Below are 26,056 nucleotides of genomic sequence, written 5' to 3'. Positions count from 1 at the left end.
AGTTGGTCAAACTTAATCGAGATCACGAACATGCTTTTTTCCCGCAACCCATTTGCTTCAACATCCAAGCGTCACCTGCTGTTGGTTGCCGCCGGGTTCAGCACCGTATTGACCGGTTGCGCGACCTCTCCGGTGTCCAAGGTCGCCTCCACCACCAAGGTCGAGTACTACCCGAGCTGCTACGAGCCGGTGCAGCACCTGCGCGCCACTGATTCGGACATGACCAAATCGGTGGTCACCGGTGCCGCCCTGGGCGCTGCTGGCGGTGCCTTGCTCGGCGCCCTGACCGGCGACGGCGACAACCGTGGTCGCAACGCCGCCATCGGTGCGGCCGGTGGTGCCCTGGCCGGTGGTGCCGCCGGTTACTACACCGAGCGCCAGAAGCAGATCGCCGATGACAATCAGCGCATCGCTTCCTACGCCGCTGACGTCAACAAGAGTGCTGCCGACATCGACCGCAGCACCGCCTACGCCCGTGCTTCGCAGACCTGCTACCAGCGTGCCTTCGACAGCCTGATCACTGCCCGCAAGGCCAACAGCATCAATGATGTGGAAGGGCGCAAACGCCTGGCGGAGATCGTCAGCGGCCTGAAAGAGTCCAATGACCTGATCGCCGCGGTGAACGGCCGGGCCAGCGAAGACCTGAGCAAGTACAACCAGGCCTACGAGCAGGACCTGCAGCAAGTGGGCGTGCAACGTACCGACGTGGTGAAAGTCGCCACCGCCGACACCACCCCGGTGACCACCACCGGTGGTAAGAAGAAGCAGCAGAAGGTCAAGCAACCCAAGCTGCCGACTGTACCGACTGAAGCGGTGAGCACCGAGAAGTCGATCCAGCAGGCCAAGACCAAGCAGGCCGAGAGCAACAAGGTCGCTACCACTGGCCAGACCCAGGTCAACAGCATGTGCAAGAGCCCGGACCTGGGTGATTGGGCACCGGTGCCTTGCCCTAACGTGTGAGTCAGTGATTGTCTGACAAGATGTAGCGATAAGCGTTGAACGCCAGTCGATCTCCGAGTAATCGAGCAGATCGGCTGGCGCTCTTCGAGTTACAGGTTAAACTGCGGCGGCCATCCAATAATTCCACTGAGGCGCCGTGCATGAAATTTCGTTTTCTTCTCTGGGTGCTTGGCCTGTTGATGGGCAAAGCCAGCCGCAACAATCCTGCTTTTCAGCAACAGTTGGGTGACAAGGAACTGGTGTTCCAGTTGCAGACGCTCGACGGCAAGGTTGCTCGACACTTCTTCGTCAAAGACCAGCGCGTGACCAGCCGTTCGGGGTTCTATCCGGAGCCGGCGTTCGCCATTGCCTTCAAGGATGCCGCTTATGGCTTCGCCACGATGCAGGCGAAGAACAAGCAGTTGGCGTTCATGACCGGTATTCAGGACAAGTCGATCCAGATCAAGGGCAATCCGGCGCTGGTGATCTGGTTCCAGGGCTTGACCAAGTATTTGAAACCGAAGAAGGCCAAGCCCAAGGCTTGAGGGTGGAGCTTCGCCGGCTAGCCGACTCCTGCAAGCGCCCTGTAGGAGTCGGCCTGCCGGCAAATGGGGGTCAGGCCTGGCTGAACTGCGAAGCCAGTTCCCGCAGCAACACTTCCGCTTCCAGCACCTTGCTCACCACGTCTTCGGCCTTGTCGCGGCTCAGGCCTAGGCGCTCGAACAGTGCGTCGGGAATTTCCTCGTGGGGGCCGGAACCGATGCCACGGCTGCGCAGCAGGCGCACCGCTAGGCACACCAGATTCGGGTACTCGGCGTAGGCGCCGTCGTAGCTCGGGTCGTGCTGGAAGCGCAGGGCGGTGGACAGCTCGTCCGGCATGTCCCAGTAACGCATCAGCCAGGAACCGATCTGTTCGCGGCTGATGCCCAGCAGGTGCTGCTCGACATAGCTGTGGCACAGGTGCGGGTTGACCTCCAGGTGCCGGCAGATCAGCGAAAAGTGCGGTGGGAACACGTGGGCCAGCAGCAGGTAGCCGAAGTTGTGCAGCAGGCCGGCGAGGTAGGTCAGGCCGGCTTCCGGGCGCTGTGCGCGGGGCATGGCGCGGGTCAGGCCTTCGATCACCGCTGCGGTGTAGATCGATTGCTGCCAGTAGGGCGTGGCGTGCTGCGGCTGGTCCTTGGGCAGGCTCAGGGTCTTGCCCAGGGCCAGGCCCAGGGCGAGGTTGATCACCAGGTCAAAGCCCAGCACGCGGACGATGGCGTCCTCCACCGAGCGGATCTTGCCCGGCGACGCGTAGTAGGGCGAGGCGGCCCAGCTGACCACTTGCGCGGCCAGGGCCGGGTCGGTCTCCACCACGCCGGTGATGTCGTCGATGGTGGCGTTGGGGTCGACCCGCAGCTTGATGATCTTCTGCGCGGTTTCCGCCAGCGGTGGGATCTCGATGGTGGCTTCCAGGCGTTGCTGGATACGCCGCGCGGTGAACGCCTGCATGGCCTGGGTGATTTCCTCGCGGTCGTCATCCGGGCGATCGAGGTTGGGGCGGATGCTGCTCAGGGGTTCGCCGAAATGCCCGGCGCTGGCCTTGTTGAGCATGCTCTTGAAGGCTTCGCTGGTGATTTCCAGAAGCACGCCCGGCTCGCCCGAATAGATCAACAGGCTGGGTTCGCGCAGCAGGCTTTCTTCGTACAGGCAGGGGGAACTGGTGAGTGCCGGCAGGCCGGGCAGCAGGCTCAGGCTGTGTTTGCCGAGCATGCGCTCCAGGCGTTCGGTGGACACCGCGGTGAGACGGCGGCCGGTGAGTTCGGTGAGGCGGTTGAGGTCCAGTAGCTGGCTCTGCGGAAACAGCACCATCAGCGCGCCGACGGCATCGTCAAGGAGCACGGCCTGGACCTTGCGCGCAGCCGGCAGGCCCGGCTGGTCGAGCACTTCGTTGTAGCTGATGGCCAGCTTGCCGAGCAGCAACCGGATAACAGACGGAGCGTGTGGGGTTGCAGTGGCGAGGGCAACTTCTGTCATGGCCTGGTATCCGTTTTTCTACAATTTGACGAGTATAACCAGCTTGGTTATGCCCATGGTCCATTAACTGAGCGTTGGTTCACACTTGGCCGTATTGCTGGCCGTGGCGCAGCCAGCGTTCCAGCAGCGGGCTCACATGGTCCGGCCAACGCTCCAGCAAGGCCTGCGCGGCGTCGCGCACGGCCGGTAGCAGGTCAGCGTCACGCATCAGGTCGGCGACCTTGAATTGCAGCAGGCCGGTCTGGCGGGTGCCGAGCATTTCCCCGGGGCCGCGCAGTTCCAGATCCTTTTCGGCGATGACGAAACCGTCGTTGGTCTCGCGCATGATGCCCAGGCGCTGTCGTCCGATTTGTGAAAGCGGCGGATGGTAGAGCAGCACGCAGTGGCTGGCGGCGCTGCCGCGCCCGACCCGGCCGCGCAGCTGGTGCAACTGAGCCAGGCCCAGGCGTTCCGGGTTCTCGATGATCATCAGGCTGGCATTGGGCACATCGACCCCGACCTCGATCACGGTGGTGGCCACCAGCAGTTGCAGGTTGCCGGCCTTGAACTCGGCCATCACCGCGGCTTTCTCCGCCGGTTTCATGCGGCCGTGAATCAGCCCCACGCGCAGTTCGCCCAGGGCGCTGGAGAGGTCTTCGAAGGTGGTTTCGGCCGCCTGGCAGGTGAGCTCTTCGGACTCTTCGATCAGGGTGCAGACCCAATAGGCCTGGCGCCCTTCGGCGCAGGCCGCGCGCACCCGCTCGATCACTTCGACGCGGCGGCTGTCGGTCACCAGCACGGTGTTGACCGGGGTCCGGCCGGGCGGCAGTTCGTCGAGGATCGAGGTATCCAGGTCGGCGTAGGCGCTCATGGCCAGGGTTCGCGGAATCGGTGTGGCGGTCATGATCAGCTGGTGCGGACAGAGGCGGCCCCCCACGCCTTTCTGGCGCAGGGCCAGGCGCTGCTGGACGCCGAAGCGGTGCTGTTCGTCGATGATCACCAGGGCCAGGTTCTTGAACTGCACTTCATCCTGGAACAGGGCATGTGTGCCCACCACCATCGGCGCGCCGCCGGCAATCTGTTCCAGGGCCGCAGCGCGGTTCTTGCCCTTGAGCTTGCCCGCCAGCCAGGCGACTTCCAGGCCCAGGGGCTCGAGCCAGCGCTTGAAGGTAATGAAGTGCTGCTCGGCGAGGATTTCCGTCGGCGCCATCAGCGCCACCTGGTAACCGGCTTCCAGGGCCTGCAGGGCGGCGAGGGCGGCGACCACGGTCTTGCCGGCCCCTACGTCGCCCTGGATCAGGCGCAACATGGGCTCCGGCTGGCTCAGGTCGTAGGCGATTTCGTTGCCCACGCGCTGTTGCGCGCCGGTGGGGGCGAAGCCGAGGTTCTTCAGGTACTTGGCCGGCAGCTTCTTGGCCAGGGGCAGCACCGGGGCGCGCTGGGAGCGCAGGCTGTCGCGCAGGCGTTGCTGGGACAGCTGATGGGTCAGCAGCTCTTCGAACGCCAGGCGGTGCTGGGCCCAGTGGTGACCCAGGGCCAGTTCGTCGACATCGGCGTCCGCCGGCGGGTGATGCAGGTAGCGGATCGCATCGTCCAGGGGCGCCAGTTGATAGTCGCGGGCCAGTTCTTCGGGCAGCCAGTCGGGCAGGCTACGCGGGCCCAGCAGCGCCAGGCTCTTCTGGCAGAGCAGGCGCAGGCGCTGTTGGGTCAGGCCTTCGGTCAGGGGGTAGATCGGCGTCAGGGTCTGATCCACCGGCGGCGGCTCGTCACCACTGATGGCGCGGTATTCGGGGTGGTAGATCTCCAGTCCCGAGGCCCCGGGTCGGGCTTCGCCGTAGCAGCGCACGCGGGTGCCGCGTTTCAGGCCGTCTTTCTGGGCATTGCTGAAATGGTAGAAGCGCAGGCTCAGGCCGCCGGTGCCGTCTTGCAGGCGCACCAGCAGGCTGCGGCGCTTGCCCATGACCACATCGGCGCCGCTGACGGTACCTTCGATCACCGCATCCTGGCCGGGGCGCAGAGCGCCGATCGGCACCACTCGGGTACGGTCCTGATAGCGCAGGGGCAGGTGGAACAGCACGTCCTGAAGGTTCTCCAGGCCGACCTTGGCCAGCTTCTCGGCCATGGCTTCGCCGACGCCCTTGAGTGCCGTGACCGGCACTTTCGACAGCTCAGTCATTGCGCTTGCTTAGCTCGCGGCGGGCGGCTTGGCCACCGAGCACAGGCGGATCGAGTCGGCGAGGATCTCGATGGCCTTGGGCCGCGGGAAGCTGGCGCGCCAGGCGATGGCTACGGTGCGGAACGGCACCGGTGGAGTCAGGGGGCGGACTTCGATCACGCCGGGAGCGTAGTGATGGCTGTCCACCGCCGACAGCGGCAGGATCGAGATGCCCAGGCCGGAGGCGACCATGTGGCGGATGGTTTCCAGGGAGCTGGATTCCACGGTGGTGTGCTTGGCGCCGTCGTTGCCCTTGGTCAGGGTCGGGCAGGCTTCCAGTACCTGATCGCGGAAGCAGTGGCCTTCGCCCAGCAGCAACAGGCTCTTGTCGTTGAGCAGGCTGGCGTCGATGGTTTCCTTCTTGGTCCAGGAATGGCCGCTGGGCATCAGCACATAGAAGGGTTCGTCGTACAGCGGCAGGGTCAGGACATCGGCCTCGTTGAACGGCAGGGCGATGATGATGGCGTCCAGCTCGCCGTTGCGCAGTTTGTCGCGCAGGACGTGGGTGAAGTTCTCTTCGATATACAGCGGCATCTGCGGAGCGACCCGGTGCAGCTGGGGAATCAGGTGCGGGAACAGGTAAGGGCCGACGGTGTAGATGGCGCCCACCTTCAGCGGTGCGGTCAGCTGGTTCTTGCCGGCCTGGGCCAGTTCGCGGATGCCTTGGGCCTGTTCCAGGACCTTCTGCGCCTGGGCAACGATGGTTTCGCCTACCGGCGTCAGGCGTACCGCGCTCTTGCTGCGCTCGAAAATCAGCACACCGAGTTCGTCTTCAAGCTTCTTCACGCCTACCGAAAGGGTCGGCTGGCTGACATGGCAACGCTCGGCGGCGTGGCCGAAGTGCTGCTCTTGGGCGAGGGTAACGATGTAGCGCAATTCTGTGAGAGTCATAGCGGGCGTCCATGAGGTTGCGGCCAAGCATAACGGCTGCAATCGATAGACGCACGTTATCAGACAGAGGGTGGAGTGCGACACCCGCCAATGTCTGCTTCAGGCTGCACAAGCGACAAGGGCACCCTGAGGTGCCCTTGCGTTGTATCAGCGGCGGCCGCGGCTTCTGTCGATCTCGTAGTTGTACGAGGCGGTGATTTCCACGCTGCCGTTGGTGAGCATGTCGGCCGGTGGCTTGGGCAGTGGCTGGGCCCGCCGGATCATGTCCAGGGTGGCCCGGTCCAGATCAGCGTTGCCCGAGCGTCCCACCAGCTCGTAGGACAGCACCTTGCCTTCGGCATCCACCACGAAGCGCAAGGAGTTGGTGCCTTCCTTGCCGCGCCGCTGGGCTTCGCCCGGGTAGCGCTTGTACTTCGCCAGGTGGGCCTGCAATTCACCCTGCCAGTTGGCCTTGGCGGCGGCCTGGGCCGGTGATGGGCCTGGGGTCGCTGGAGCGGGCTGCTTGGACGGCGACGGGGTTACCGGAGCGTCGCTGGGCTTTTCCTCGGAAGGTTTCTCCTTGGGCGGCTCGGGCTTGACCACCGGTTTTGGCGGCTGCGGCTTGGGCTTCTGCTTGGCCGGCTTGGGCACCGAAATAGTCGGCTTCGGTGCTTCGGCGAGCTTGGGCAGCGGCAGTTCTTCCACGGGCGCCGGCGGTTGCGGCGGGGTCACCACTTTCGGTGGTGCCGGGGGAGGCGGCACAGGGGCAGGCGCCAGTTCGACCACCATGGCTTGTGGTGGAATGGGCATCGGCTGTGGCTTGGACCAGTTGAGGGCGAGCAGGATCGCCACCGCATGGACGCCCAGCACCACCGCCAGGCTACCGCTGTAACGCGTCAGTCTTTGGCGCGTCGTGATCATTTCTTAGCTGCCGTCTCAAGTCCGACCAGGCCGACTTTCAGGTAGCCGGCGGCCCGCAGGGTGTCCATCACGCTCATCAGGTCGCCGTAGTCCACGCCCTTGTCAGCCTGGAAGAAGATCGTGGTGTCCTTCTTGCCCTGGGTCCGGGCGTCGAGGATGGCCCCGAGGGTTTCGGCCTTGACCTCATCTTCACCCAGGAACAGGCGCTGATCGGCCTTGACGCTGAGGAACACCGGTTTCTCGGGGCGCGGCGCCGGCTTGGCGCTGGAGGCAGGAAGATCGACCTTGATGTCCACGGTGGCCAGAGGGGCGGCCACCATGAAGATGATCAGCAGCACCAGCATCACGTCGATGAACGGCGTAACGTTGATTTCGTGGTTTTCGGCCAGGTCGTCGCCTGCGCCTTCTTTCAAATGCAAGCCCATGGCTGATTACCCCACTTTCACCATGTGCGGTTGTGCGGAGCGCTCGGTCGGCTGGTGATCCAGGTCACGGCTGACCAGCAGCAGGACTTCTGCCGAGGCGTCTGCCACCTGGGCCCGATAGCCGGTGATGGAGCGAGCGAAGACGTTGTAGATCACCACCGCGGGAATCGCTGCAACCAGGCCCAGGGCGGTGGCCAGCAGGGCTTCGGCGATACCCGGGGCGACCACGGCGAGGTTGGTGGTCTGGGTTTTGGCGATGCCGATGAAGCTGTTCATGATGCCCCAAACGGTGCCGAACAGACCGACGAACGGTGCGGTAGAACCGATGGTGGCGAGTACCCCGGTGCCGCTGCTCATGTTGCGGCCGCAGGCGGCTACCAGACGCTCCAGGCGGAAGCTGACCCGTTCCTTGATGCCTTCTTTCTCACGGCTGTTGGTCGACAGGCGCATTTCTTCCAGGGCGTCGTGCACCAGCAGGTGGGCGAGGGTGCCCTCCTTGGCGGCCGTGGCGCTGGCTTCTTTGAGGGTGGTGGCTTTTTTCAGGGCGGCGATTTCGCTGCGCAGGCGGCGCTTGGCGCCCAGCAGTTCGAAGCCTTTGGCGATCCAGATGGTCCAGGTGATGATCGAGGCGATGGCCAGCCCGATCATTACCAGTTTCACGATGATGTCGGCGTTCTGGTACATGCCCCACGGCGACAGGTCGTGGGCCATGCCCAGGCTGTTGTCGGCTTCGAGGACTTCGGGAGCGTTTTCACCAAGCACTGGCTGGCCTTCGACCTGAGCCGGTTCGCCAGCTGCTGGGGCGGCGGCGGGAGTTGCCGGGTTGGCAGCCGGAAGCTCGGCGGCCGGGGCAGTCGCGGTCGGTGCGGCGGCGGTGGCCGGTGCGTGTTGGTCGGCGAAGGCTGCGGTCGGTGCCAGCAGCAGGCTGCACAGCAGCGCTGCAACCGCGCTCACGGCGCGCAGCGGGCTTGGGCGTTTGGTTGGCGAGGCGGAGAGTGGATTGCTTGTCATGCTGGCCGGACCTGAGAAGAGGAAAGGGTGAATGTCCTTCTAGGCCTCGCTGGGCCGAGAACAAATGGGCGGTTATTATTGCAATTAATTCTTGTTAACAAAAGTAATACAGTAACTATTTTTCCTCGATTTCTAGCCGTTCATCCAAAGTCGAGGCTAGTCTTGGCCTTTCTGAAAGGAGTTTTCTGATGTCCTCCCCCTCTGTTTTGATCGCCGGTTGCGGTGATGTCGGGAGTCGCCTGGCGACTCAATTGCTGGCTGAACAATGGCAGGTTTATGGCTTGCGCCGCACGGTGTCGCGCCTGCCTCAGGGGGTGATTGGCGTTGCCGGTGATCTGTTCAGCGAGCAATGTCCGGCCCACTGGCCGCAAGCGTCCGTGGATTATCTGGTGTACTGCGCGGCGGCCACGGAGCATGACGAGGTCGGGTATCGTGCGGCTTATGTCGAGGGCTTGCAGCATGTCCTGAGCTGGCTCCAGCAGCATGGCCAGCAGCCCAAGCGCTTGTTGTTCGTGTCCAGCAGCAGTGTTTACGAGCAAAAGGGCGGCGAGTGGGTCGACGAGAACTCCCCGACCCTGGCGACCGGCTACTCGGGCCGTTTGATGCTGGAGGCGGAGCAGGTGGCCTTGAACAGTGGGATTCCTGCCAGTCGGGTGCGTCTGACCGGTATCTATGGGCCGGGCCGTGAATGGTTGCTGACTCAGGTGCGTCGCGGCTATCGGGTGACGATTGATCCGCCGTTGTATGGCAATCGCATTCATGCCGACGACGCGGCGGGGTTGCTGGCGTTTTTGCTCAAGGCTGACCAGGGTGGTGCTGTCCTGGACGACTGCTATATAGGCGTGGATGACGCGCCTGCGCCTCTGGCGGAAGTGGTTGGCTGGCTGCGTGAACGCCTGGGCGTTACTGAGTGGTCCGATGATGCCAGCGTTCGGCGCACGGGCAGCAAGCGTTGCAGCAATGCCCGAGCCCGGGCCTTGGGCTGGGTGCCGCGTTACTCGAGTTATCGCGAGGGGTATGCGGAGATTCTTCAGGGCCAAGCTTGAACCGGGCTGTAGCCGCTACCGTTGGCAGCGGCTACAGGAGGGTCATTGTTTTTCCAGCAGCCATTGCTGACTGCCCGGTGTCAGCGAGGGCACTTCATCCGCCAGTGCGGTATTCACCGCCTGGAAAATTTCCAGCTGCTGATCCTTGCGGACGAAGATCCAGGAGTTGCCCTGGCCATTGAGCTGCAGCCAGATGCTGTCGTTGCCACCGCTCATGGAGGCGCAGTCACCGGCCAGGCACAGGGCATAGCGATCGGCGCCTGGCAGGCCTTGCACGGCGCCGTTGGCCTGGAACTGTACTTCGTTGCCCAGCCCCGGACCGCTGACGATTTTCCATTTGCCACCCAGATAGGCCGAGTACAAGGCACGCTCGAAGTTGGCGCCCAGTGGTGCGCCCTCAGGTGCCGGGTCTTTGGGCGTGGCAAACACTTGTTCGGGCTCGTTGTCGTTGGCCACTTGCAGCAATTGCTTGCCGTTGCGTTTGAGTTCGGTGGCGGCGCTGCCATAGAACTCGACCTTTGTGGTGTTTGAGCCGTCGCCGATGATCTTGCCTTCGATGGTCTCGAAGCCATTGGTGTAGCGGGCCTGGCCGGCTTTGGTGTTGAGCTCCCATTCCAGGTTCGGGCCGTAAGCCTGGAGGGCTTCACGCAAAGGGCCGCCCTTGGAGGCTGCGTCGATCGCTACCTGATTGATCCAGATGCCGCCCACATCGTTTTTGGCGGGGTCGCTGGCACAACCGCCGAGCAATAAGGCGAGCAGCGAAACAGCTAGCGCTTGGCGCATGACGAAATCCTTTCAGAACGAAAACGGCGCAGCCTGAACAGCTGCGCCGCGGGTGTTACTCGATGACCAGAATGGCATCCATTTCAACCTGTGCGCCCTTGGGCAGGGCGGCCACGCCGATGGCGGCGCGGGCTGGGTAAGGCTGTTGGAAGTACTTGCCCATGATCTCGTTGACCTTGGCGAAGTGGCTCAGGTCGGTGAGGAAGATGTTCAGTTTGACGATGTCCTTGAACGAACCGCCAGCGGCCTCGGCTACCGACTTGAGGTTCTCGAAGACCTGGACGGTCTGGGCTTCGAAGCCCTCCACCAGTTCCATGGTTTTTGGATCGAGGGGAATCTGGCCCGACATGTAGACAGTGTTGCCCGCCTTGATGGCCTGGGAGTAGGTACCGATGGCGGCCGGGGCCTTGTCGCTGGTGATAACGGTCTTGGTCATGAATGACTCCTTGTAATGGACGGGCTACGCGCGCATGCGGGTGATGCGGATGACCCCGGTCAGGGCGCGCAGTTTCTTGATCACGCGAGCCAGGTGCACGCGGTCGTGCACGCTGACCACCAGTTGGACCACGCTGATGCGACCATCGCGTTCGTCCATGCTGATTTTCTCGATGTTGCCGTCGGCGGCATTGACGCTGCTGGCCAGCAGCGCGATCAGGCCGCGCTGGTGTTCCAGCTCGACGCGCAGTTCGACGTTGAATTCGCCGGTGACATCCTTGGCCCAGGACAGCTGGATGCATTTTTCCGGGTTGTGACGGATTTCGCTGATATTGCGGCAGTTGTCCAGGTGCACCACCATCCCCTTGCCGGCGGACAGGTGGCCGACGATCGGGTCGCCAGGGATCGGCGTGCAGCATTTGGCGTAGCTCAGCACCAGGCCTTCGGTGCCGCGGATCGCCAGCGGGCCTTCCGGGCTCGGCAGTTGTTCGCCTTCGCCCAGCAGGCGGCGGGCGACCACATAGGCCATGCGATTGCCCAGGCCGATGTCTTCCAACAGGTCTTCGATCAGCTCCAGGCGGTATTCCTGAAGAATCGCCTGGATACGTTCCGCCGGGATTTTTTCCAGGGAGCTGTCGAAGCCGTTGAGCACCTTGTTCAGCAGGCGTTCGCCAAGGCTGATGGACTCGGAGCGACGTTGCAGCTTGAGGGCGTGACGAATATGGGTGCGAGCCTTGCCGGTGACCACGAAGTTGAGCCAAGCCGGGTTCGGTCGTGCTCCCGGGGCGCTGACGATCTCCACGGTAGAGCCACTTTGCAGGGGTTCCGACAGCGGGGCCAGGCGGCGGTTGATCCGGCAGGCGATGCAGCTGTTGCCCACGTCGGTGTGCACCGCATAGGCAAAGTCCACCGCGGTGGAGCCTTTGGGCAGCTCCATGATCCGGCCTTTGGGCGTGAACACGTAGACCTCGTCCGGGAACAGGTCGATCTTCACGCTTTCGATGAATTCCAGGGAGTTGCCAGCGCGCTGCTGCATCTCCAGGACGCCCTTGACCCATTGGCGGGCGCGGGCGTGGGTGCTTTTCGGCTGTTCGTCGCCACTGGATTTGTACAGCCAGTGTGCGGCGATGCCGTTGTTGGCCATTTCTTCCATTTCCCGGGTACGAATCTGGATCTCGATTGGTACTCCGTGCATACCGAACAGCGTGGTATGCAGCGACTGATAGCCGTTGGCCTTGGGAATGGCGATGTAGTCCTTGAAGCGTCCCGGCAGTGGCTTGTACAAATTATGTACAGCGCCGAGCACGCGGTAGCAGGTGTCTACTTTGTCGACGATGATGCGGAACGCATAGACGTCCATGATCTCGTTGAAGGCCCGGCGTTTGCCGCGCATCTTCTTGTAGATACCGTACAGGTGCTTCTGGCGACCGCTGACCTCGCCCTGAATGCCATCGATGGCCAGGCAGTGGCTGAGGGACTCTTCGATCTTGTTGACGATTTCCTTGCGGTTGCCCCGGGCGCGCTTGACCGCCTGGTAGATCCGCGCGGAGCGCATCGGGTGCATCGCCTTGAAGCCAAGGTCTTCGAATTCGATACGGATGCTGTGCATGCCCAAGCGGTTGGCTATTGGGGCATAGATCTCCAGGGTTTCCTTGGCGATCCGCCGGCGTTTTTCGCCGGACAGCACTTCCAGGGTGCGCATGTTGTGCAGGCGGTCGGCCAACTTGACCAGGATCACGCGAATGTCGCGAGCCATGGCCATGGCCATCTTCTGGAAGTTTTCCGCCTGGGCTTCGGCCTTGGTCTCGAAGTTCATCTGGGTCAGTTTGCTGACCCCGTCCACGAGTTCGGCCACGGTTTCACCAAACTGCGCACTGAGCGCTTCCTTGGCAATTCCGGTGTCTTCGATCACGTCATGCAGCATCGCGGCCATCAGGCTCTGATGGTCCATGTGCATGTCGGCAAGAATGTTCGCTACCGCGAGTGGGTGCGTGACGTACGCCTCGCCGCTGCGACGGCGTTGACCGTCATGGGCTTGTTCGGCGTAGAAATACGCTCGGCGGACCAGATTGACCTGGTCCGTGCCGAGATAGGTCGATAAGCGATCGGCGAGGGCGTCTATGCTCGGCATGATATCTCCTGCCGTAAGCTGTGATCCCGCGCCGTGCTACGTCGACCAGGCATAGGCTCAGACGGCCTCGTTGGACTCGTCCTCGAAAGCAGCAAAAAGCGGTTCATCTTCAACGATTTCGGCTTCGGCGATAGCTGCGTAGTCGATCAGGCCTTCAGCGATTTCGCGAAGGGCGACAACGGTAGGCTTGTCGTTTTCCCATGCTACTTTCGGCTCTTTGCCGCCGGTTGCCAGTTGACGGGCACGCTTGGTAGAGAGCATGACCAGCTCAAAGCGGTTATCCACGTGTTCTAGACAGTCTTCAACGGTTACGCGGGCCATGGTCTTCCTCGTAGCAAATGCAATATGCGCGCTGCCCGGATGGGCGAGCGGACTCAACAGTTTAAAAAATCACCAGCGTTTAGGGAAGCGCTGATTTTTTGACCAAGCTCTTCAACGCGCTGCAAGTGCCAATGTAAAGCGCTTGCAGCGGTTTTGGGAAGTGCTGTTTAACCAAGCAATTCGGCGAGCAGTTTGCCAAAGCGCTGCTGCTGACGTTTCTGTTGCAGCTGATTGGAGCGGAAAATCGCTTTCAGATCTTCCAGCGCGTGGGCGAAGTCGTCGTTGATGATCAGGTAGTCATAGTCGACGTAGTGGCTCATTTCGCTGACGGCTTCACGCATCCGCCCTTCGATGATTTCGTCGCTGTCCTGCCCGCGGTTGGTCAGGCGCTGGTGCAGGGCCTGCAGTGACGGCGGCAGAATGAAGATCGAGCGTGCCTGAGGCATGAGCTTGCGCACCTGCTCGGCGCCCTGCCAGTCGATTTCCAGGATCAGGTCGTGGCCTTCGTCCAGGGTCTGCTGCAGGTGGCTTTGTGAGGTGCCATAAAGGTTGCCGAAGACTTCGGCGCGCTCGAGAAAGTCGCCGTGCTCGATCATCTTCACGAACTCGCTGCGTTCGACGAAGTGATAGTTCACGCCATTCACTTCACCTGGGCGCATGGCGCGGGTGGTGTGGGAGACGGAGACGCGGATCTCCTGGTTGGCGTCGGTCAGGGCCTTGACCAGGCTGCTTTTGCCCGCGCCCGACGGGGCGGAAATGATGTACAGGGTGCCGGTGCTGTGGGTCATGTCAGTTGCCTTACTCAATGTTCTGCACTTGTTCGCGCATCTGCTCGATCAACACCTTGAGGTTGACCGCAGCCTGGGTGCTGCGCGGGTCGAAGGCCTTGGAGCCCAGTGTGTTGGCTTCGCGATTGAGCTCCTGCATCAGGAAGTCCAGGCGCCGACCGGCAGCGCCGCCGGACTTGAGCACGCGGCGTACTTCGATGATGTGGGTGCTCAGGCGGTCCAGTTCTTCAGCGACATCGCTCTTCTGCGCCAACAGGACCATTTCCTGCTCGAGACGGGTAGGGTCCAGTTCGGCCTGCATGTCGGCGAAGCGGTCGAGGACTTTCTGGCGCTGGGTCGCGAGCATCTGCGGGACCAGCTCACGTAAGGTCGCCACGTCTTCTTCAATGGAGGACAGGCGTTCATTGATCAGCCGGGCCAGTTCGGCGCCTTCACGCTCGCGGCCATTCTTCAGGTCTTTCAGGCCCTGGTTGAACAGGGCCAGGGCATCGCTGTTCAAGGCTTGCGGGTCGGTGGCGTCGGCCACCAGCACGCCGGGCCAGGCCAGGACTTCCAGTGGATTCAGAGCTGCCGGCTGCTTGATCAGGCTGGCGACGGTTTCAGCGGCAGCCACCAGTTGTGCCGCACGTTCACGGTCGACTTGCAGCGGCTTGCCGGTGGTCTCTTCAGTGAAGCGCAGGGTGCATTCGACCTTGCCCCGGGACAGGCCCTGGCGCAAGGCTTCGCGGACTGCGCTTTCGAGGTCGCGAAAGGCTTCCGGCAAACGCAGGTGCGGCTCCAGGTAGCGGCTGTTGACCGAGCGCAATTCCCAGCTCAGGGTGCCCTGAGTGCCGGCCCGTTCGACTCGGGCGAAGGCGGTCATGCTGTGCACCATGGAGGTACCTCCGATTCAGCGCCGGCACCAATCCCAGGAGGATTGAGCGGGCCTGATAGTGATGAATTGAAGCCGACAGGCTGCGAAGGCGCAGGATTGTAGCGCAGTGCGGCCGGAGGCCCCAATCCCTGGTGCTGACAATGGGCTGCAGGTCATCGCTACAGGACCGATCTGACGCGTAAATATGCCTTTGGCCGTTTTAGGCGTGCCCTGGCGCGGTTGCGGGCTTTATAATGCCCGGCAGTTTTCCGTCCTCGTACAGGTGTTCCCCTATGAAACGTCCAAGTGGTCGCGCTGCCGATCAGCTCCGCTCGATCCGCATCACCCGCAACTACACCAAACACGCCGAGGGATCTGTACTGGTCGAGTTCGGTGATACCAAGGTGATTTGCACTGTCAGTGTCGAGAATGGCGTGCCGCGCTTCCTCAAGGGGCAGGGTCAAGGCTGGTTGACGGCCGAATATGGCATGCTGCCGCGGTCCACCGGCGAGCGTAACCAGCGTGAAGCCAGCCGTGGCAAGCAAGGCGGCCGCACCCTGGAAATCCAGCGCCTGATCGGTCGCTCCCTGCGCGCCGCCCTGGACATGTCCAAGCTGGGCGACATCACCCTGTATGTCGATTGCGATGTGATCCAGGCCGACGGCGGCACCCGTACCGCGTCAATCACGGGCGCCATGGTGGCCCTGGTAGATGCTTTGAAAGTGATCAAGAAGCGTGGCGGCCTCAAGGGTGGTGATCCACTCAAGCAAATGATTGCTGCTGTGTCTGTGGGCATGTATCAGGGCGAACCGGTCCTGGACCTGGACTATCTGGAAGATTCGGCTGCCGAGACCGACCTCAACGTAGTAATGACCAGCACCGGTGGCTTCATCGAGGTGCAGGGCACTGCTGAGGGCGCGCCATTCCAGCCTGCTGAACTGAATGCAATGCTGGCCCTGGCTCAGCAAGGTATGACCGAAATCTTCCAGCTGCAGCAGGCGGCACTCGCCGATTGATGAGCGCCAGTCTTCAGCAAGGAGAGCATCATGAGTGATGAGCAGCTACCTCAGCCCACCCCGAGCCATGAAGTTCGGCAATGGGCAATGTTTTGTCACTTGTCCGCCTTGCTGGGGATCTGGGTTCCATTCGGCACATTGATCGGGCCGCTGATTCTTTGGCAGATGAAGCGCGAGACCGACCCCTTCATCGATGCACAGGGTAAGGAAGCGCTGAACTTTCAGCTGACTGTCGCTATCGCTTCGGCAGTCTGTTTCCTGCTGATGATCGTGATAATCGGGTTCTTTATGTTCGGCCTGCTGGCGATTGGTGCCCTGGTGTTGACCATCATCGGCGGAGTCAAGGCTGGAGAGGGAGTGCCATATCGGTACCCTTTCACCTGGCGCCTGATCAAATAGAGCGAGCACAAAAAAGCCGACTGTGATGTCGGCTTTTTTGTGGCTGTGAACGGACGCTTAGATGGTCAGTGTCCAGTCATAGTCCACGATCAGCGGCGCATGCTGCGAAAAACGCGGCTGACGCGGCAAGCGTGCGCTGCGGACAAAACGGCGCAGGCCGGGAGTCAGCAACTGATAGTCGAAGCGCGAGCCCAGGTTGAGCATCTCGGCCTGTTCGTTGTCCGGCCACCAGCTGTACTGGTCGCCTTCGCGACTGACTTCGCGCAGGGCGTCGACGTAGCCCATGTTGCCTATAATCTCGTCCATCCAGGCGCGCTCAGGTGCCAGGAAGCCCGGAGATTGCTGGCCGTCACGCCAGTTCTTGATATCCAGCTTCTGTTGCGCCACGTACAGCGAGCCACAATAAATGTACTCGCGACGTTTGCGCCGCTGCTTATCCAGATAACGGGCGAAGTCATCCATTAACTTGAACTTCTGGTTCAAGTCTTCATCGCCGTTCTGCCCTGATGGAAGCAGCAAGGTCGCGATGCTGACCTTGTCGAAATCGGCTTGCAGGTAGCGCCCGTAACGATCGGCTGTCTCGAAGCCGAGGCCGCTGATGACCGCCTTCGGCTGCAACCGCGAATACAAAGCCACACCGCCTTGGGCAGGGACTTCAGCATCGCAGGCATAAAGGAAGTAGCCATCCAGTTGGAAGGCTGGGTCGTCCAGTTCAAAGGCAGAGGCGCGGGTGTCCTGCAGGCAGATGACGTCGGCATTCTGTGCCTGCAGCCAACTGAGCAAACCACGCTCCACTGCAGCCTGAATACCATTGACGTTCACACTGATGATCCGCATAAATGGCCCCAAAAATCACGTGCGTGTATGATACCCGAGCTCTACCTAATTAGCTAAATCCGTGGTATCTGGGGTTTTTTCATGCAGGCGTATCAGCGCGATTTCATTCGTTTTGCCATCGATCGCGGGGTTTTGCGCTTCGGTGAGTTCACCCTGAAGTCCGGGCGCACCAGCCCTTACTTCTTCAATGCCGGCCTGTTCAACAGCGGTTCGGCCCTGGCCCAGCTGGGGCGTTTCTATGCGGCGGCGATTGTCGACAGCGGCATTCCCTTCGATGTGCTGTTTGGCCCGGCTTATAAAGGCATTCCCTTGGCAGCAGCCACTGCAGTGGCTCTGGCTGAACATCATCAGCGCGATCTGCCTTGGTGCTTCAACCGCAAGGAAGCCAAGGCGCACGGTGAAGGCGGTAGCCTGGTAGGCGCGCCATTGACCGGCGATGTGCTGATCATCGACGACGTGATCACTGCGGGCACGGCAATTCGCGAGGTGATGCAGATCATCGAGTCCCAGGAAGGCGCCAAGGCGGCAGGTGTATTGATCGCACTGAACCGCGAGGAGCGTGGCAACGGTGAGTTGTCGGCGATCCAGGAAGTCGAGCGTGACTTCGGCATTCCAGTGGTGAGCATCGTTTCCCTGACCCAGGTCCTGCAGTTCCTGGCGGACGATCCGGCGCTCAAGCAACATCTGCCGGCAGTGCAAGCCTATCGCGCGCAGTACGGAATCTGACACTGTAGGAGCCGGCTTACCGGTGAAGAGACCTTTGAGTCCTGAGTTGCGCGTGTGAGCGCCTTCGCTGGCAAGCCTGCTCCTATACAAGCCAGCTCCTACAAAGATTGCGTAGATAAAAAAGCCCCCGCCCGAGATACCGGGCGGGGGCTTTTTTGTGGCTGGCGCTTAAGGGCGCTTGCGGTTGCTGATGAGGGTGCCGACACCGGTATCGGTGAAGATCTCCAGCAGAATCGCATTGGGTACGCGACCGTCGATGATCAGGGAGCTGCCGACGCCACCTTGTACCGCTTCCAGGGCGCAGCGGATTTTCGGCAGCATGCCGCCGTAGATAGTGCCATCGGCGATCAGCTCGTCCACCTGCTGGGTGCTCAGGCCGGTCAGGACCTTGCCGGACTTGTCCATCAGGCCAGCGATGTTGGTCAACAGCATCAGCTTTTCAGCTTTCAGTGCTTCAGCCACCTTCCCGGCGACCAGGTCGGCGTTGATGTTGTAGGACTCGCCGTTGGCGCCCACGCCAATCGGCGCGATCACCGGAATGAAATCGCCCTTGACCAGCAGGTTCAGCAGGTCGGTGTTGATCCCGACCACTTCGCCCACATGGCCGATATCGATGATTTCCGGCGTGGTCATTTCTGGTGTCTGGCGGGTCACTGTAAGCTTCTTCGCCCGGATCAGTTCGGCATCTTTACCGGTCAGGCCGATGGCGCTGCCGCCGTGACGGTTGATCAGGTTGACGATGTCCTTGTTGACCTGGCCGCCGAGGACCATCTCCACCACGTCCATGGTTTGCGCGTCGGTCACGCGCATGCCATCGACGAAGTGGCTTTCGATCGACAGGCGCTTGAGCAGATCACCGATTTGCGGGCCACCGCCGTGCACCACCACCGGGTTGATCCCGACAGCCTTCATCAGCACGATGTCGCGGGCGAAGCCGGTTTTCAGCTCCTCGCTCTCCATAGCGTTGCCGCCGTACTTGATCACCAGGGTCTTGCCGACATAGCGGCGAATGTAAGGCAGCGCTTCGGATAGGACCTTGGCGGTATTGGCGGCGGCATCGCGTTCGATGGTCATTCAGGGCTCCGGTGCTTCAAACAGTCAAAACGGTAGTTGGAGGTCAGGTGCAACACGTTTCAGCTGGACGTGGAACACGTCCTTAATCCGCTGCAGCTCGGCTTCGTCATCAGCCTCGAAGCGCAGCACCAGCACAGGGGTGGTATTGGAGGCGCGAACCAGGCCCCAGCCCTTGGCATAGTCGACTCGCACCCCGTCAATGGTGGTCAGGTCAGCGCCTGCGCCCCATTGCGCGTCGTGCAAGGCATCAATGATGCTGAATTTGCTCTCTTCGGTCACATGGATATTGATTTCCGGCGTAGAAATATCGTTCGGGAAGGTCGCAAACAGCTCTTCTGCGGTAGATGTTTCCTTGCTGAGAATCTCCAGCAACCGTGCGGCGCTGTAAATGCCGTCGTCGAAGCCGAACCAGCGTTCCTTGAAGAACACGTGGCCGCTCATCTCGCCGGCCAGCAGGGCGCCGGTCTGCTTCATTTTCTTTTTGATCAACGAGTGACCGGTCTTCCACATTAGCGGGCGACCACCATATTCCTTGATCAGCGGAATCAGGCGTCGAGTGCATTTGACGTCGAAGATGATCTCCGCGTCCGGGTTGCGCGCCACTACATCTTTGGCGAACAGCATCAGCAGTCGATCGGGGAAAACGATGCTGCCGGTGTTGGTCACCACGCCGACGCGATCGCCGTCACCGTCGAAGGCCAGGCCCAGGTCGGCGCCGGTTTCCTTGACCTTGGCGATCAGGTCTTCAAGGTTCTCGGGTTTGCCCGGGTCCGGGTGATGATTGGGGAAGTTGCCGTCTACCTCGCAGAACAACGGAATGACTTCGCAGTTCAAGGCCTCGATCAGTTGCGGGGCAATGACCCCGGCGGCGCCGTTGCCGCAATCCACCACGACTTTCAGGCGGCGAGCCAGCTTCACGTCTCGGGCGATCTCTTCGGCGTAGCGCGGCAGGATGTCGACCTTGGTGATGCTGCCCTGGGCACTGCTCAGGTTGTTGGTCTTGAGGCGCTGGTGCAGGGTTTGGATCTGTTCGTTGGCCAGGGTGTCGCCGGCGATGACGATCTTGAAACCGTTGTAGTCCGAAGGGTTGTGGCTGCCGGTGAGCATCACCCCGGACTTGCCGGCCAGGACGTTGGCGGCGTAGTACAGGGCAGGGGTCGGCACCAGGCCGACATCGCTGACGTGGCAGCCGCTGTCGTGCAGGCCCTGAATCAGTTGCTCCACCAGCTCCGGGCCGGACAGGCGGCCGTCCCTGCCTACGCAGACGTTGGGTTCGCCCTGAGCCAGGCTCTGGGAGCCAACGGCGCGGCCGATCCAGTAGGCGGTCTCTGCGGTCAGGGTTTGCGGTACAACACCGCGGATGTCATAGGCGCGGAAGATGCTCTCGGGAAATGTCGGGGCGACTTTGGCTGCGTTGCTCATCACTGAGGGTGCTCCATTTGAAGAGGGGGCAGTACGGCCGGGGAAATGACGGGCCGGCGGGCTCAAACTGAAGGGTATGACGGCGTTTTCAGCATAGAGTTCGTACTGTGTAAGTGCCATCTGGAGGGCGCTTGCCGCTCCGCGGACGCTCAAGGGCCTGATTTGGCGGGCCCGAGGGGGCATGCAGAAACCGGTGGTCATTTATCCTTAAATGTCTTGCAGTCACCCTGGGGCCGGACCAAGTGCCTGGCCCGAGGGCGCGCAATCAGTGACTGCCGGAGTGGCCGAAACCGCCTGCGCCGCGCTGGCTTTCATCAAAAGCCTCAACCACTTCGAAGTGCGCCTGCACTACCGGCACCAGCACCAGTTGGGCGATACGCTCGCCGACGGCGATATTGAAGGCAGTCTGGCCGCGGTTCCAGCAGGAAACCATCAGTTCGCCCTGGTAGTCCGAGTCGATCAGGCCGACCAGATTGCCCAGTACGATGCCGTGTTTGTGGCCCAGGCCGGAGCGCGGCAGGATCAGCGCCGCCAGGCCCGGATCGCCAATATAGACCGACAGCCCTGTCGGGATCAGCAGCGTCTGGCCTGGCTCCAGGATGGTGTCTTCCTTGAGCATGGCGCGCAGGTCGAGGCCGGCGGAGCCCGGCGTGGCGTACTGCGGCAGAGGGAATTCGTTGCCGATGCGTGGGTCGAGGATCTTGGCTTGTAGAGCGTGCATTGAAGTTAAACCTGGTTCAGCCGTTCGGCGATAAAAGAGATCAGTTGGCGGGCAATCTTGCCCTTGCTGGTCTGGGCGAAGAGAGTTGCGTGCAACTCCCGGTCAATCACGCTGCAGGCGTTTTCCTCGCTGTTGAAGCCAATGCTCGGGTTGGCTACGTCGTTGGCGACGATCAGGTCGAGGTTCTTGTCCTTCAATTTGCGTGCAGCGTAGTCGAGCAGATTTTCGGTTTCGGCGGCGAAACCGACACTGAATGGCCGATCCGGCCGCGTAGCGATGGTGGCCAGGATATCTGGGTTGCGCACCATCTGTAGTAGCAGGCCGTCACCTTTCGTAGGGTCTTTCTTTAATTTCTGTGGGGCGACGACTTCCGGGCGGTAGTCCGCGACCGCCGCGGAGGCGATGAAAACGTCGCACGGAATGGCCGCCTCGCAGGCCGCGAGCATGTCGCGAGCGCTGACTACGTCGATCCGAGTGACTCTGTCGGGGGTCGGCAGGTGCACCGGTCCGGTGATCAGGGTGACCCGGGCGCCGGCCTCGACGGCTGCCTCGGCCAGGGCGAAGCCCATTTTTCCTGAGCTATGGTTGGTGATGTAGCGCACCGGATCGATGTTTTCCTGAGTCGGCCCGGCGGTGATCAGCAAGTGTTTGCCGGTCAGTGCCAGGTGCTGGAAGCAGTCGGCGGCGCACAGCGCCAGATCGTTGGCTTCCAGCATGCGGCCCAGGCCGACGTCGCCACAGGCCTGGCTGCCGGAGGCTGGGCCGAAGACTCGCAGGCCACGACTTTGCAGCAATTGGGTGTTGGCCTGGGTGGCCGGGTCGCGCCACATGGCCTGGTTCATCGCTGGAGCGATGGCGACGATGGCGTCTGTGGCCAGGACCAGGGTGGTCAGCAGGTCATCGGCGATGCCCTGGGCCAGGCGGGCGATCAGGTCGGCCGTGGCGGGGGCGATCAGCACCAGATCGGCCCATTTGGCCAGTTCGATGTGACCCATGGCGGCTTCGGCGGCCGGGTCCAGCAGGTCGAGATGGACCGGGTGCCCGGAGAGGGCCTGCATGGTCAGCGGGGTGATGAACTCACTGCCGCCCCGGGTCATGACCACACGCACTTCGGCGCCTTGGTCGAGGAGTCGGCGAACCAGCTCCGCGCTCTTATAGGCGGCAATGCCGCCGCCGACGCCGAGCACGATGCGTTTCCGATACAGCCGCTGCATAGGCCTGTTTTTCCGTTAAGTGATTGCTGCGTGGCATGCCCCCTCCCCAGGTGAAATACCACGCAAAAAAGAGGGGGCTAAGATAGCACAGCGCCCGCTGCCGAACAGCGGCGCCATGCACAGGGAGGTGTGATGAGTATTCGTGATTGGCCTGCGGCGGAGCGCCCGCGGGAACGGCTTTTGGAGCAGGGCGCCATCAGCCTTTCCGACGCCGAATTACTGGCTATTTTCCTGCGCACCGGGGTGGCTGGAAAAAGTGCGGTCGACTTGGCGCGGCACCTGTTGCATCGCTTCGGCAGCTTGCGCAGTCTGCTGGAAGCCGATCAGCTGACCTTCACCCGCCAGTTGGGATTGGGGCCGGCCAAGTACGCACTGTTGCAAGCGGTGTTGGAGATGGCGCGTCGGCATCTGGCAGAAAAACTCCACCGCCAGTCAGCCCTGGAAAGTCCGCTGGTGGTGCGCGATTACCTGAAGTCGATGTTGCGACATGAGCCCCACGAGGTGTTTGGCTGTCTGTTTCTCGACACCAAGCATCGGGTCCTGGCCTTTGAGGTGCTGTTCCAGGGTTCGATCGACAGCACCACGGTGTACCCGCGACAAGTGCTCAAGCGCACCCTGGCGCATAACGCGGCAGCGGTAATTCTCTGTCACAACCACCCATCGGGCATCTCTGAGCCCAGCCCGGCCGATCGGGTGGTGACCCGGCGTTTGCAAGAAGCCCTGGAGTTGATCGATGTACGGGTGCTGGATCACTTCATCGTCGGAGAGGGCGATCCGTTGTCCATGGCCGAATATGGCTGGATCTGAAGGCGGCCAGCCTCAAGGTCGGCACTGACCCTGAAGCTGGCCGGTGTGTCACTTGACGCTGACCTTCGAGTAATCCTGGCGGCCGAAGGGGCTCACTTGATAGCCCTCGACCTGTTTGCGGGTCAGGGCGAAAGCGGTCGGGTGAGCCAGAGGGAGCCACAGCGCTTGCTGCTGGATCTGAGTCTGGGCCTGCTGGTACAGCTTGCTGCGCACACCCTGTTCGCTGGTGGTCTTGCCGGCGGTAATCAGCTTGTCCAGGTTCTGATCGCAGTAGCGGGCGAAGTTGGTGCCGGATTTGACTGCTGCGCAGGTGAACTGTGGTGTGAGGAAGTTATCCGGGTCGCCGTTGTCGCCTGCCCAGCCCATGAACAGCAGGTCATGTTCGCCGGCCTTGGCCCGGCGGATCAGCTCGCCCCATTCGATCACGCGGATTTCTGCCTGGATTCCCACTTGGGCCAGGTCCGCCTGCAGCAGTTGGGCGCCCAGGCTCGGGTTGGGGTTGAGCAGGCTGCCGGAAGGGCGGGTCCAGATTGTGGTCTCGAAGCCGTTTTTAAGGCCTGCCTTGGCCAGCAGCTGACGAGCCTTTTCCGGGTCGTGGGTGTAGCCCGGCAGCTCTTTGGCGTAGCTCCAGGTATTGGCCGGGTAGGGGCCATTGGCGGCCTCGGCGGTGCCTTCGAACACGGTCTTGAGGTAATGGGCCTTGTCGAAGGCCAGATTGATCGCCTGGCGCACTTCGGGTTTGTCCAGGGGCGGATGCTGGCTGTTGATCGCAACGAAGGCCGTCATGAAGGCTGCCGTTTTCTCGATTTTCAGCGTTGGATCATCACTGGCGGCCTGGACATCCAGGGGCTTGGGTGACAGGGCGATCTGGCACTCATTGCGCCGCAGTTTCTGCAGGCGCACGTTGGCGTCCGGAGTGATGGCGAAAATCAGGGAGTCCACCGCCGGTTTGCCAGCAAAGTAGTCGCGGTTGGCCTTGTAGCGGATCGAGGCGTCTTTCTGGAAGCGCCCGAAAATGAACGGGCCGCTGCCGATGGGCTGGCTGTTGAGCTTCTCCGGGGTGCCGGCCTTGAGTAACTGATCGGCGTACTCCGCGGAGTAGATCGAGGCAAAGCCCATGCTCAGTGTGGGGAGAAAGGTCGAGTCGGCGTGATCCAGGGTAAAGCGCACAGTCAGCGGGTCCAGGGCGTCGATCTTCTTGATCAGGCTGGGTAACTGCAGGGATTGGGCGTGTGGGAAGCCGCTCTGGGCGATCTTGTGCCATGGGTGGGCTGGGTCGAGCATGCGCTCGAAGCTGAACTTGACGTCTTCGGCGGTCAGCTCGCGGCTGGGATTGAAGTAGTCGGTACGGTGAAACTTGACCTTGGGATGCAGCTTGAAGACATAGCTCAGGCCATCCGCGGAGACTTCCCAGCTATCGGCCAGGCTGGGGACCACCTTGCCGCTGACGGCGTCGAATTCCACCAAGCGGTTCATCAGCACGTCGGCGGACGCGTTGGTGGTGGTCAGCGAGTTGTACTGCACCACGTCGAAGCCCTCCGGGCTGGCTTCGGTGCAGACGCTCAACGCGGCGGCCTGGGCCAATGGGCTCAGAAGAGGGGCGAGCAGGAGCGGGAGGGCGGCAAGACGCATGGTCGGGTTCCTTGTGCAGATCGAAAGCCCATCTGCGAGTGCAGTCTGGAAATGCCTTACCCTAGTGGCCTCTTTGTAAAATGACTATCCCTTTTGTATTCGACATTGAAACCTGGGACGCGGTCAGGGCTGGAGTCGTGATTTTGTGTAGGGATGCCTGTGTTCAGCAGCAGATTTTTTCCCGGGGTTTCGAGAGAAATATATTCTGCGACGAGCGGTAGATTTCTGCGGTAGCCTTTGCCGCAGGCGTCCGGCGCAAGAAAATCAGGACTTTTCATCATCCTGCACACAGCGGCTGTTGTTGCTATGGGGTCTTTCTGGTATAAAGCAGCGCTCTTTTCTAGGGGCCCGGTTCCTTCGCTTGTAGGTGTAGCCGGTAAGACCCTAAAGAAACGCGGCGCCTGGCGCCAAATGACTGAGAGATTAAGCGGCCAACCCATGCCGGGTTGGGCATGTGGTTTTAGAGGGCTGAGGCATGTCTAGAGTCTGTCAAGTTACCGGTAAGGGTCCGGTGACTGGGAATAACATTTCCCACGCAAACAACAAAACCCGTCGTCGTTTCCTGCCGAACCTGCAGCATCACCGCTTCTGGGTTGAGTCCGAGAAACGCTTTGTGCGTCTGCGCGTATCTGCCAAAGGCATGCGTATCATCGACAAGCGCGGCATTGATGTCGTGCTGGCCGAAATCCGTCGCGATGGCGGCAAGGTTTAAGGGAGCTAATCATGCGTGAATTGATTCGTTTGATCTCGAGCGCCGGTACTGGTCACTTCTACACTACCGACAAGAACAAGCGTACTACTCCGGACAAAATCGAGATCAAGAAATATGATCCGGTTGTTCGTAAGCACGTGATCTACAAGGAAGGCAAAATCAAGTAATTGATTTTTCTTCTGACAAAAAAACCCGCCTTCAAGCGGGTTTTTTTGTGCCTGGGATTCAGGCCTTCTGTTCGAAGGCCACGTAGACCTTGCGGCAGGGCTCCAGCACTTCCCAGGTGCCTTTGAAGCCGGCCGGGATCACAAAGCGGTCGCCAGAGCGCAGGGTCTTGGCGTTGCCGTCGTTGTCTCGCAGCACCGACACGCCCTGGAGAATCTCGCAGTATTCGTGCTCGGTGAAGTTCACCGTCCATTGGCCCACCGCGCCTTCCCAGATCCCGGCATTGAGTTGCCCGCACGGGCTGCCGTAGTGGTTGAACACCGCCTGCTCGGGATCGCCCTTGAGGACTTTTTCCGGAGCGGGGCGGTAGCGTTCGCCCTCGGTGTTGGCCTGGCTGAAGTCGACGACGTTGTGGATGCTCATTCTTGTATTCCCCCGTGATTGCGGCGCGAGTGGCTATGAAGGCCAGAGTCTATGTTTATTAAAATGCACATAGCAATGCTGTTTGCCCGGGCTTTGTCAAATATATTGAAAGTACAGGGGTCGCTGGTTTAGGGTGGCGGGTGCCTTTGGCCGAAAACAGGCTGGCCGGGCAGAA

General features: G+C 61.6%; 27 protein-coding genes and 1 pseudogene. 9 read left to right on the top strand and 19 right to left on the bottom strand.

From position 1 onward, the window contains the following. The first annotated feature begins 30 nt into the window (after positions 1-30). Together tagQ and PFZ56_RS04875 are read left to right on the top strand one after the other, a co-directional pair. A complete protein-coding gene (gene tagQ / locus PFZ56_RS04880; RefSeq protein WP_102881296.1) occupies positions 31-960 on the top strand; it encodes a type VI secretion system-associated lipoprotein TagQ in 930 nt (309 codons plus the stop codon). A 140-nt stretch (positions 961-1,100) separates the two neighbouring features. Then, entirely contained in the window at positions 1,101-1,484 is a 384-nt protein-coding gene (locus PFZ56_RS04875; protein WP_102862277.1) for a helicase, read from the top strand. Positions 1,485-1,554: 70 nt separating this feature from the next. On the opposite strand, the gene PFZ56_RS04870 is transcribed toward PFZ56_RS04875, so the two are convergent. The 6 genes from PFZ56_RS04870 to exbB form a co-directional block, all read right to left on the bottom strand. Next, positions 1,555-2,955: an aminoacyl-tRNA deacylase and HDOD domain-containing protein gene (locus PFZ56_RS04870; RefSeq protein WP_102881295.1), complete on the bottom strand. Its 1,401-nt coding sequence runs from the start codon at positions 2,953-2,955 to the stop codon at positions 1,555-1,557. 79 nt (positions 2,956-3,034) lie between these two features. Then, complete coding sequence (gene recG / locus PFZ56_RS04865; protein WP_170002913.1) at positions 3,035-5,110, bottom strand: ATP-dependent DNA helicase RecG; 2,076 nt, start codon at positions 5,108-5,110, stop codon at positions 3,035-3,037. A 9-nt stretch (positions 5,111-5,119) separates the two neighbouring features. Continuing rightward, positions 5,120-6,040, bottom strand: a complete 921-nt coding sequence (locus PFZ56_RS04860) for a hydrogen peroxide-inducible genes activator (protein ID WP_102881293.1) — start codon at positions 6,038-6,040, stop codon at positions 5,120-5,122. 147 nt (positions 6,041-6,187) lie between these two features. Then, positions 6,188-6,940 (bottom strand): energy transducer TonB, encoded by a 753-nt coding sequence (locus PFZ56_RS04855; RefSeq protein ID WP_102862273.1) that lies wholly within the window; start codon positions 6,938-6,940, stop codon positions 6,188-6,190. Next, positions 6,937-7,365: a TonB system transport protein ExbD gene (exbD, locus tag PFZ56_RS04850; protein WP_102862272.1), complete on the bottom strand. Its 429-nt coding sequence runs from the start codon at positions 7,363-7,365 to the stop codon at positions 6,937-6,939. The genes PFZ56_RS04855 and exbD overlap by 4 nt, the downstream gene beginning before the upstream one ends. 6 nt (positions 7,366-7,371) lie before the next feature. After that, on the bottom strand, positions 7,372-8,376 hold the full coding sequence (gene exbB / locus PFZ56_RS04845) for a tonB-system energizer ExbB (protein ID WP_110594224.1): 1,005 nt from the start codon (positions 8,374-8,376) through the stop codon (positions 7,372-7,374). A gap of 188 nt (positions 8,377-8,564) precedes the next feature. Between exbB and PFZ56_RS04840 the strand changes: the two genes are divergently transcribed. Next, positions 8,565-9,422 carry an SDR family oxidoreductase gene (locus PFZ56_RS04840; RefSeq protein ID WP_170002915.1) on the top strand — a complete coding sequence of 286 codons (858 nt, stop codon included), beginning with the start codon at positions 8,565-8,567 and terminating at the stop codon, positions 9,420-9,422. Positions 9,423-9,464: 42 nt separating this feature from the next. Here PFZ56_RS04840 and PFZ56_RS04835 read toward each other — a convergent pair whose 3' ends face one another. The 6 genes from PFZ56_RS04835 to PFZ56_RS04810 all read right to left on the bottom strand — a co-directional run bounded on the left by PFZ56_RS04835 (position 9,465) and on the right by PFZ56_RS04810 (position 14,754). Beyond that, positions 9,465-10,205 (bottom strand): hypothetical protein, encoded by a 741-nt coding sequence (locus tag PFZ56_RS04835; RefSeq protein ID WP_102862269.1) that lies wholly within the window; start codon positions 10,203-10,205, stop codon positions 9,465-9,467. Between the two features lie 55 nt (positions 10,206-10,260). After that, entirely contained in the window at positions 10,261-10,641 is a 381-nt protein-coding gene (locus PFZ56_RS04830) for a RidA family protein (RefSeq protein ID WP_007921133.1), read from the bottom strand. 24 nt (positions 10,642-10,665) lie between these two features. Next, a complete protein-coding gene (gene spoT, locus PFZ56_RS04825; protein ID WP_110594226.1) occupies positions 10,666-12,771 on the bottom strand; it encodes a bifunctional GTP diphosphokinase/guanosine-3',5'-bis pyrophosphate 3'-pyrophosphohydrolase in 2,106 nt (701 codons plus the stop codon). A gap of 57 nt (positions 12,772-12,828) precedes the next feature. Continuing rightward, on the bottom strand, positions 12,829-13,092 hold the full coding sequence (gene rpoZ / locus PFZ56_RS04820) for a DNA-directed RNA polymerase subunit omega (RefSeq protein WP_007921129.1): 264 nt from the start codon (positions 13,090-13,092) through the stop codon (positions 12,829-12,831). 167 nt (positions 13,093-13,259) lie between these two features. Then, entirely contained in the window at positions 13,260-13,880 is a 621-nt protein-coding gene (gmk, locus tag PFZ56_RS04815; protein ID WP_102881289.1) for a guanylate kinase, read from the bottom strand. A 10-nt stretch (positions 13,881-13,890) separates the two neighbouring features. Beyond that, positions 13,891-14,754 carry a YicC/YloC family endoribonuclease gene (locus PFZ56_RS04810; protein WP_102862266.1) on the bottom strand — a complete coding sequence of 288 codons (864 nt, stop codon included), beginning with the start codon at positions 14,752-14,754 and terminating at the stop codon, positions 13,891-13,893. 272 nt (positions 14,755-15,026) lie between these two features. Between PFZ56_RS04810 and rph the strand changes: the two genes are divergently transcribed. Further along, a complete protein-coding gene (rph, locus tag PFZ56_RS04805; protein WP_022641842.1) occupies positions 15,027-15,749 on the top strand; it encodes a ribonuclease PH in 723 nt (240 codons plus the stop codon). Positions 15,750-15,779: 30 nt separating this feature from the next. Beyond that, the gene (locus PFZ56_RS04800; RefSeq protein WP_102862265.1) at positions 15,780-16,148 is read left to right on the top strand and encodes a DUF4870 domain-containing protein; all 369 of its coding nucleotides are present in this window, start codon (positions 15,780-15,782) and stop codon (positions 16,146-16,148) included. 57 nt (positions 16,149-16,205) lie between these two features. On the opposite strand, the gene PFZ56_RS04795 is transcribed toward PFZ56_RS04800, so the two are convergent. Further along, a complete protein-coding gene (locus PFZ56_RS04795; RefSeq protein ID WP_102862264.1) occupies positions 16,206-16,985 on the bottom strand; it encodes an exodeoxyribonuclease III in 780 nt (259 codons plus the stop codon). An 81-nt stretch (positions 16,986-17,066) separates the two neighbouring features. Here PFZ56_RS04795 and pyrE point away from each other — a divergent pair, with 81 nt between their 5' ends. After that, entirely contained in the window at positions 17,067-17,711 is a 645-nt protein-coding gene (gene pyrE, locus PFZ56_RS04790) for an orotate phosphoribosyltransferase (RefSeq protein WP_102862263.1), read from the top strand. Between the two features lie 168 nt (positions 17,712-17,879). On the opposite strand, the gene argB is transcribed toward pyrE, so the two are convergent. The 4 genes and pseudogenes from argB to coaBC all read right to left on the bottom strand — a co-directional run bounded on the left by argB (position 17,880) and on the right by coaBC (position 22,142). Further along, positions 17,880-18,785, bottom strand: coding sequence for an acetylglutamate kinase (gene argB / locus PFZ56_RS04785; protein ID WP_011064225.1), 906 nt, complete (start codon positions 18,783-18,785; stop codon positions 17,880-17,882). Between the two features lie 24 nt (positions 18,786-18,809). Continuing rightward, positions 18,810-20,210, bottom strand: a pseudogene (locus PFZ56_RS04780) (phosphomannomutase/phosphoglucomutase); the annotation flags it as partial. Between the two features lie 262 nt (positions 20,211-20,472). After that, positions 20,473-20,928, bottom strand: coding sequence for a dUTP diphosphatase (gene dut, locus PFZ56_RS04775; RefSeq protein WP_102862261.1), 456 nt, complete (start codon positions 20,926-20,928; stop codon positions 20,473-20,475). A 5-nt stretch (positions 20,929-20,933) separates the two neighbouring features. Further along, positions 20,934-22,142, bottom strand: a complete 1,209-nt coding sequence (gene coaBC, locus PFZ56_RS04770) for a bifunctional phosphopantothenoylcysteine decarboxylase/phosphopantothenate--cysteine ligase CoaBC (RefSeq protein WP_102862260.1) — start codon at positions 22,140-22,142, stop codon at positions 20,934-20,936. 132 nt (positions 22,143-22,274) lie between these two features. Here coaBC and radC point away from each other — a divergent pair, with 132 nt between their 5' ends. Then, on the top strand, positions 22,275-22,949 hold the full coding sequence (radC, locus tag PFZ56_RS04765; RefSeq protein WP_102881287.1) for a DNA repair protein RadC: 675 nt from the start codon (positions 22,275-22,277) through the stop codon (positions 22,947-22,949). 48 nt (positions 22,950-22,997) lie between these two features. Here the strand turns inward: radC and PFZ56_RS04760 are convergent, their stop codons facing one another. After that, on the bottom strand, positions 22,998-24,581 hold the full coding sequence (locus PFZ56_RS04760) for an ABC transporter substrate-binding protein (RefSeq protein WP_110652908.1): 1,584 nt from the start codon (positions 24,579-24,581) through the stop codon (positions 22,998-23,000). Between the two features lie 475 nt (positions 24,582-25,056). Here PFZ56_RS04760 and rpmB point away from each other — a divergent pair, with 475 nt between their 5' ends. Continuing rightward, positions 25,057-25,293, top strand: a complete 237-nt coding sequence (rpmB, locus tag PFZ56_RS04755) for a 50S ribosomal protein L28 (protein ID WP_011064219.1) — start codon at positions 25,057-25,059, stop codon at positions 25,291-25,293. 11 nt (positions 25,294-25,304) lie between these two features. Beyond that, positions 25,305-25,460 (top strand): 50S ribosomal protein L33, encoded by a 156-nt coding sequence (rpmG, locus tag PFZ56_RS04750; protein ID WP_003177274.1) that lies wholly within the window; start codon positions 25,305-25,307, stop codon positions 25,458-25,460. Positions 25,461-25,518: 58 nt separating this feature from the next. Here the strand turns inward: rpmG and PFZ56_RS04745 are convergent, their stop codons facing one another. Then, positions 25,519-25,881 carry a cupin domain-containing protein gene (locus tag PFZ56_RS04745; protein WP_102881285.1) on the bottom strand — a complete coding sequence of 121 codons (363 nt, stop codon included), beginning with the start codon at positions 25,879-25,881 and terminating at the stop codon, positions 25,519-25,521. Positions 25,882-26,056 lie beyond the last annotated feature (175 nt).

This window comes from Pseudomonas danubii (assembly GCF_042980055.1).
Lineage (GTDB): Bacteria > Pseudomonadota > Gammaproteobacteria > Pseudomonadales > Pseudomonadaceae > Aquipseudomonas > Aquipseudomonas danubii.
Note: the sequence above shows the minus strand (reverse complement) of the source record. Positions and strands in the feature narration are given on the sequence as shown.

Coding starts and splice junctions, on each gene's coding strand:
- tagQ (WP_102881296.1), top strand. CDS start 31: ATGCTTTTTTCCCGCAACCCATTTGCTTCAACATCCAAGCGTCACCTG.
- PFZ56_RS04875 (WP_102862277.1), top strand. CDS start 1,101: ATGAAATTTCGTTTTCTTCTCTGGGTGCTTGGCCTGTTGATGGGCAAA.
- PFZ56_RS04870 (WP_102881295.1), bottom strand. CDS start 2,955: ATGACAGAAGTTGCCCTCGCCACTGCAACCCCACACGCTCCGTCTGTT.
- recG (WP_170002913.1), bottom strand. CDS start 5,110: ATGACTGAGCTGTCGAAAGTGCCGGTCACGGCACTCAAGGGCGTCGGC.
- PFZ56_RS04860 (WP_102881293.1), bottom strand. CDS start 6,040: ATGACTCTCACAGAATTGCGCTACATCGTTACCCTCGCCCAAGAGCAG.
- PFZ56_RS04855 (WP_102862273.1), bottom strand. CDS start 6,940: ATGATCACGACGCGCCAAAGACTGACGCGTTACAGCGGTAGCCTGGCG.
- exbD (WP_102862272.1), bottom strand. CDS start 7,365: ATGGGCTTGCATTTGAAAGAAGGCGCAGGCGACGACCTGGCCGAAAAC.
- exbB (WP_110594224.1), bottom strand. CDS start 8,376: ATGACAAGCAATCCACTCTCCGCCTCGCCAACCAAACGCCCAAGCCCG.
- PFZ56_RS04840 (WP_170002915.1), top strand. CDS start 8,565: ATGTCCTCCCCCTCTGTTTTGATCGCCGGTTGCGGTGATGTCGGGAGT.
- PFZ56_RS04835 (WP_102862269.1), bottom strand. CDS start 10,205: ATGCGCCAAGCGCTAGCTGTTTCGCTGCTCGCCTTATTGCTCGGCGGT.
- PFZ56_RS04830 (WP_007921133.1), bottom strand. CDS start 10,641: ATGACCAAGACCGTTATCACCAGCGACAAGGCCCCGGCCGCCATCGGT.
- spoT (WP_110594226.1), bottom strand. CDS start 12,771: ATGCCGAGCATAGACGCCCTCGCCGATCGCTTATCGACCTATCTCGGC.
- rpoZ (WP_007921129.1), bottom strand. CDS start 13,092: ATGGCCCGCGTAACCGTTGAAGACTGTCTAGAACACGTGGATAACCGC.
- gmk (WP_102881289.1), bottom strand. CDS start 13,880: ATGACCCACAGCACCGGCACCCTGTACATCATTTCCGCCCCGTCGGGC.
- PFZ56_RS04810 (WP_102862266.1), bottom strand. CDS start 14,754: ATGGTGCACAGCATGACCGCCTTCGCCCGAGTCGAACGGGCCGGCACT.
- rph (WP_022641842.1), top strand. CDS start 15,027: ATGAAACGTCCAAGTGGTCGCGCTGCCGATCAGCTCCGCTCGATCCGC.
- PFZ56_RS04800 (WP_102862265.1), top strand. CDS start 15,780: ATGAGTGATGAGCAGCTACCTCAGCCCACCCCGAGCCATGAAGTTCGG.
- PFZ56_RS04795 (WP_102862264.1), bottom strand. CDS start 16,985: ATGCGGATCATCAGTGTGAACGTCAATGGTATTCAGGCTGCAGTGGAG.
- pyrE (WP_102862263.1), top strand. CDS start 17,067: ATGCAGGCGTATCAGCGCGATTTCATTCGTTTTGCCATCGATCGCGGG.
- argB (WP_011064225.1), bottom strand. CDS start 18,785: ATGACCATCGAACGCGATGCCGCCGCCAATACCGCCAAGGTCCTATCC.
- dut (WP_102862261.1), bottom strand. CDS start 20,928: ATGCACGCTCTACAAGCCAAGATCCTCGACCCACGCATCGGCAACGAA.
- coaBC (WP_102862260.1), bottom strand. CDS start 22,142: ATGCAGCGGCTGTATCGGAAACGCATCGTGCTCGGCGTCGGCGGCGGC.
- radC (WP_102881287.1), top strand. CDS start 22,275: ATGAGTATTCGTGATTGGCCTGCGGCGGAGCGCCCGCGGGAACGGCTT.
- PFZ56_RS04760 (WP_110652908.1), bottom strand. CDS start 24,581: ATGCGTCTTGCCGCCCTCCCGCTCCTGCTCGCCCCTCTTCTGAGCCCA.
- rpmB (WP_011064219.1), top strand. CDS start 25,057: ATGTCTAGAGTCTGTCAAGTTACCGGTAAGGGTCCGGTGACTGGGAAT.
- rpmG (WP_003177274.1), top strand. CDS start 25,305: ATGCGTGAATTGATTCGTTTGATCTCGAGCGCCGGTACTGGTCACTTC.
- PFZ56_RS04745 (WP_102881285.1), bottom strand. CDS start 25,881: ATGAGCATCCACAACGTCGTCGACTTCAGCCAGGCCAACACCGAGGGC.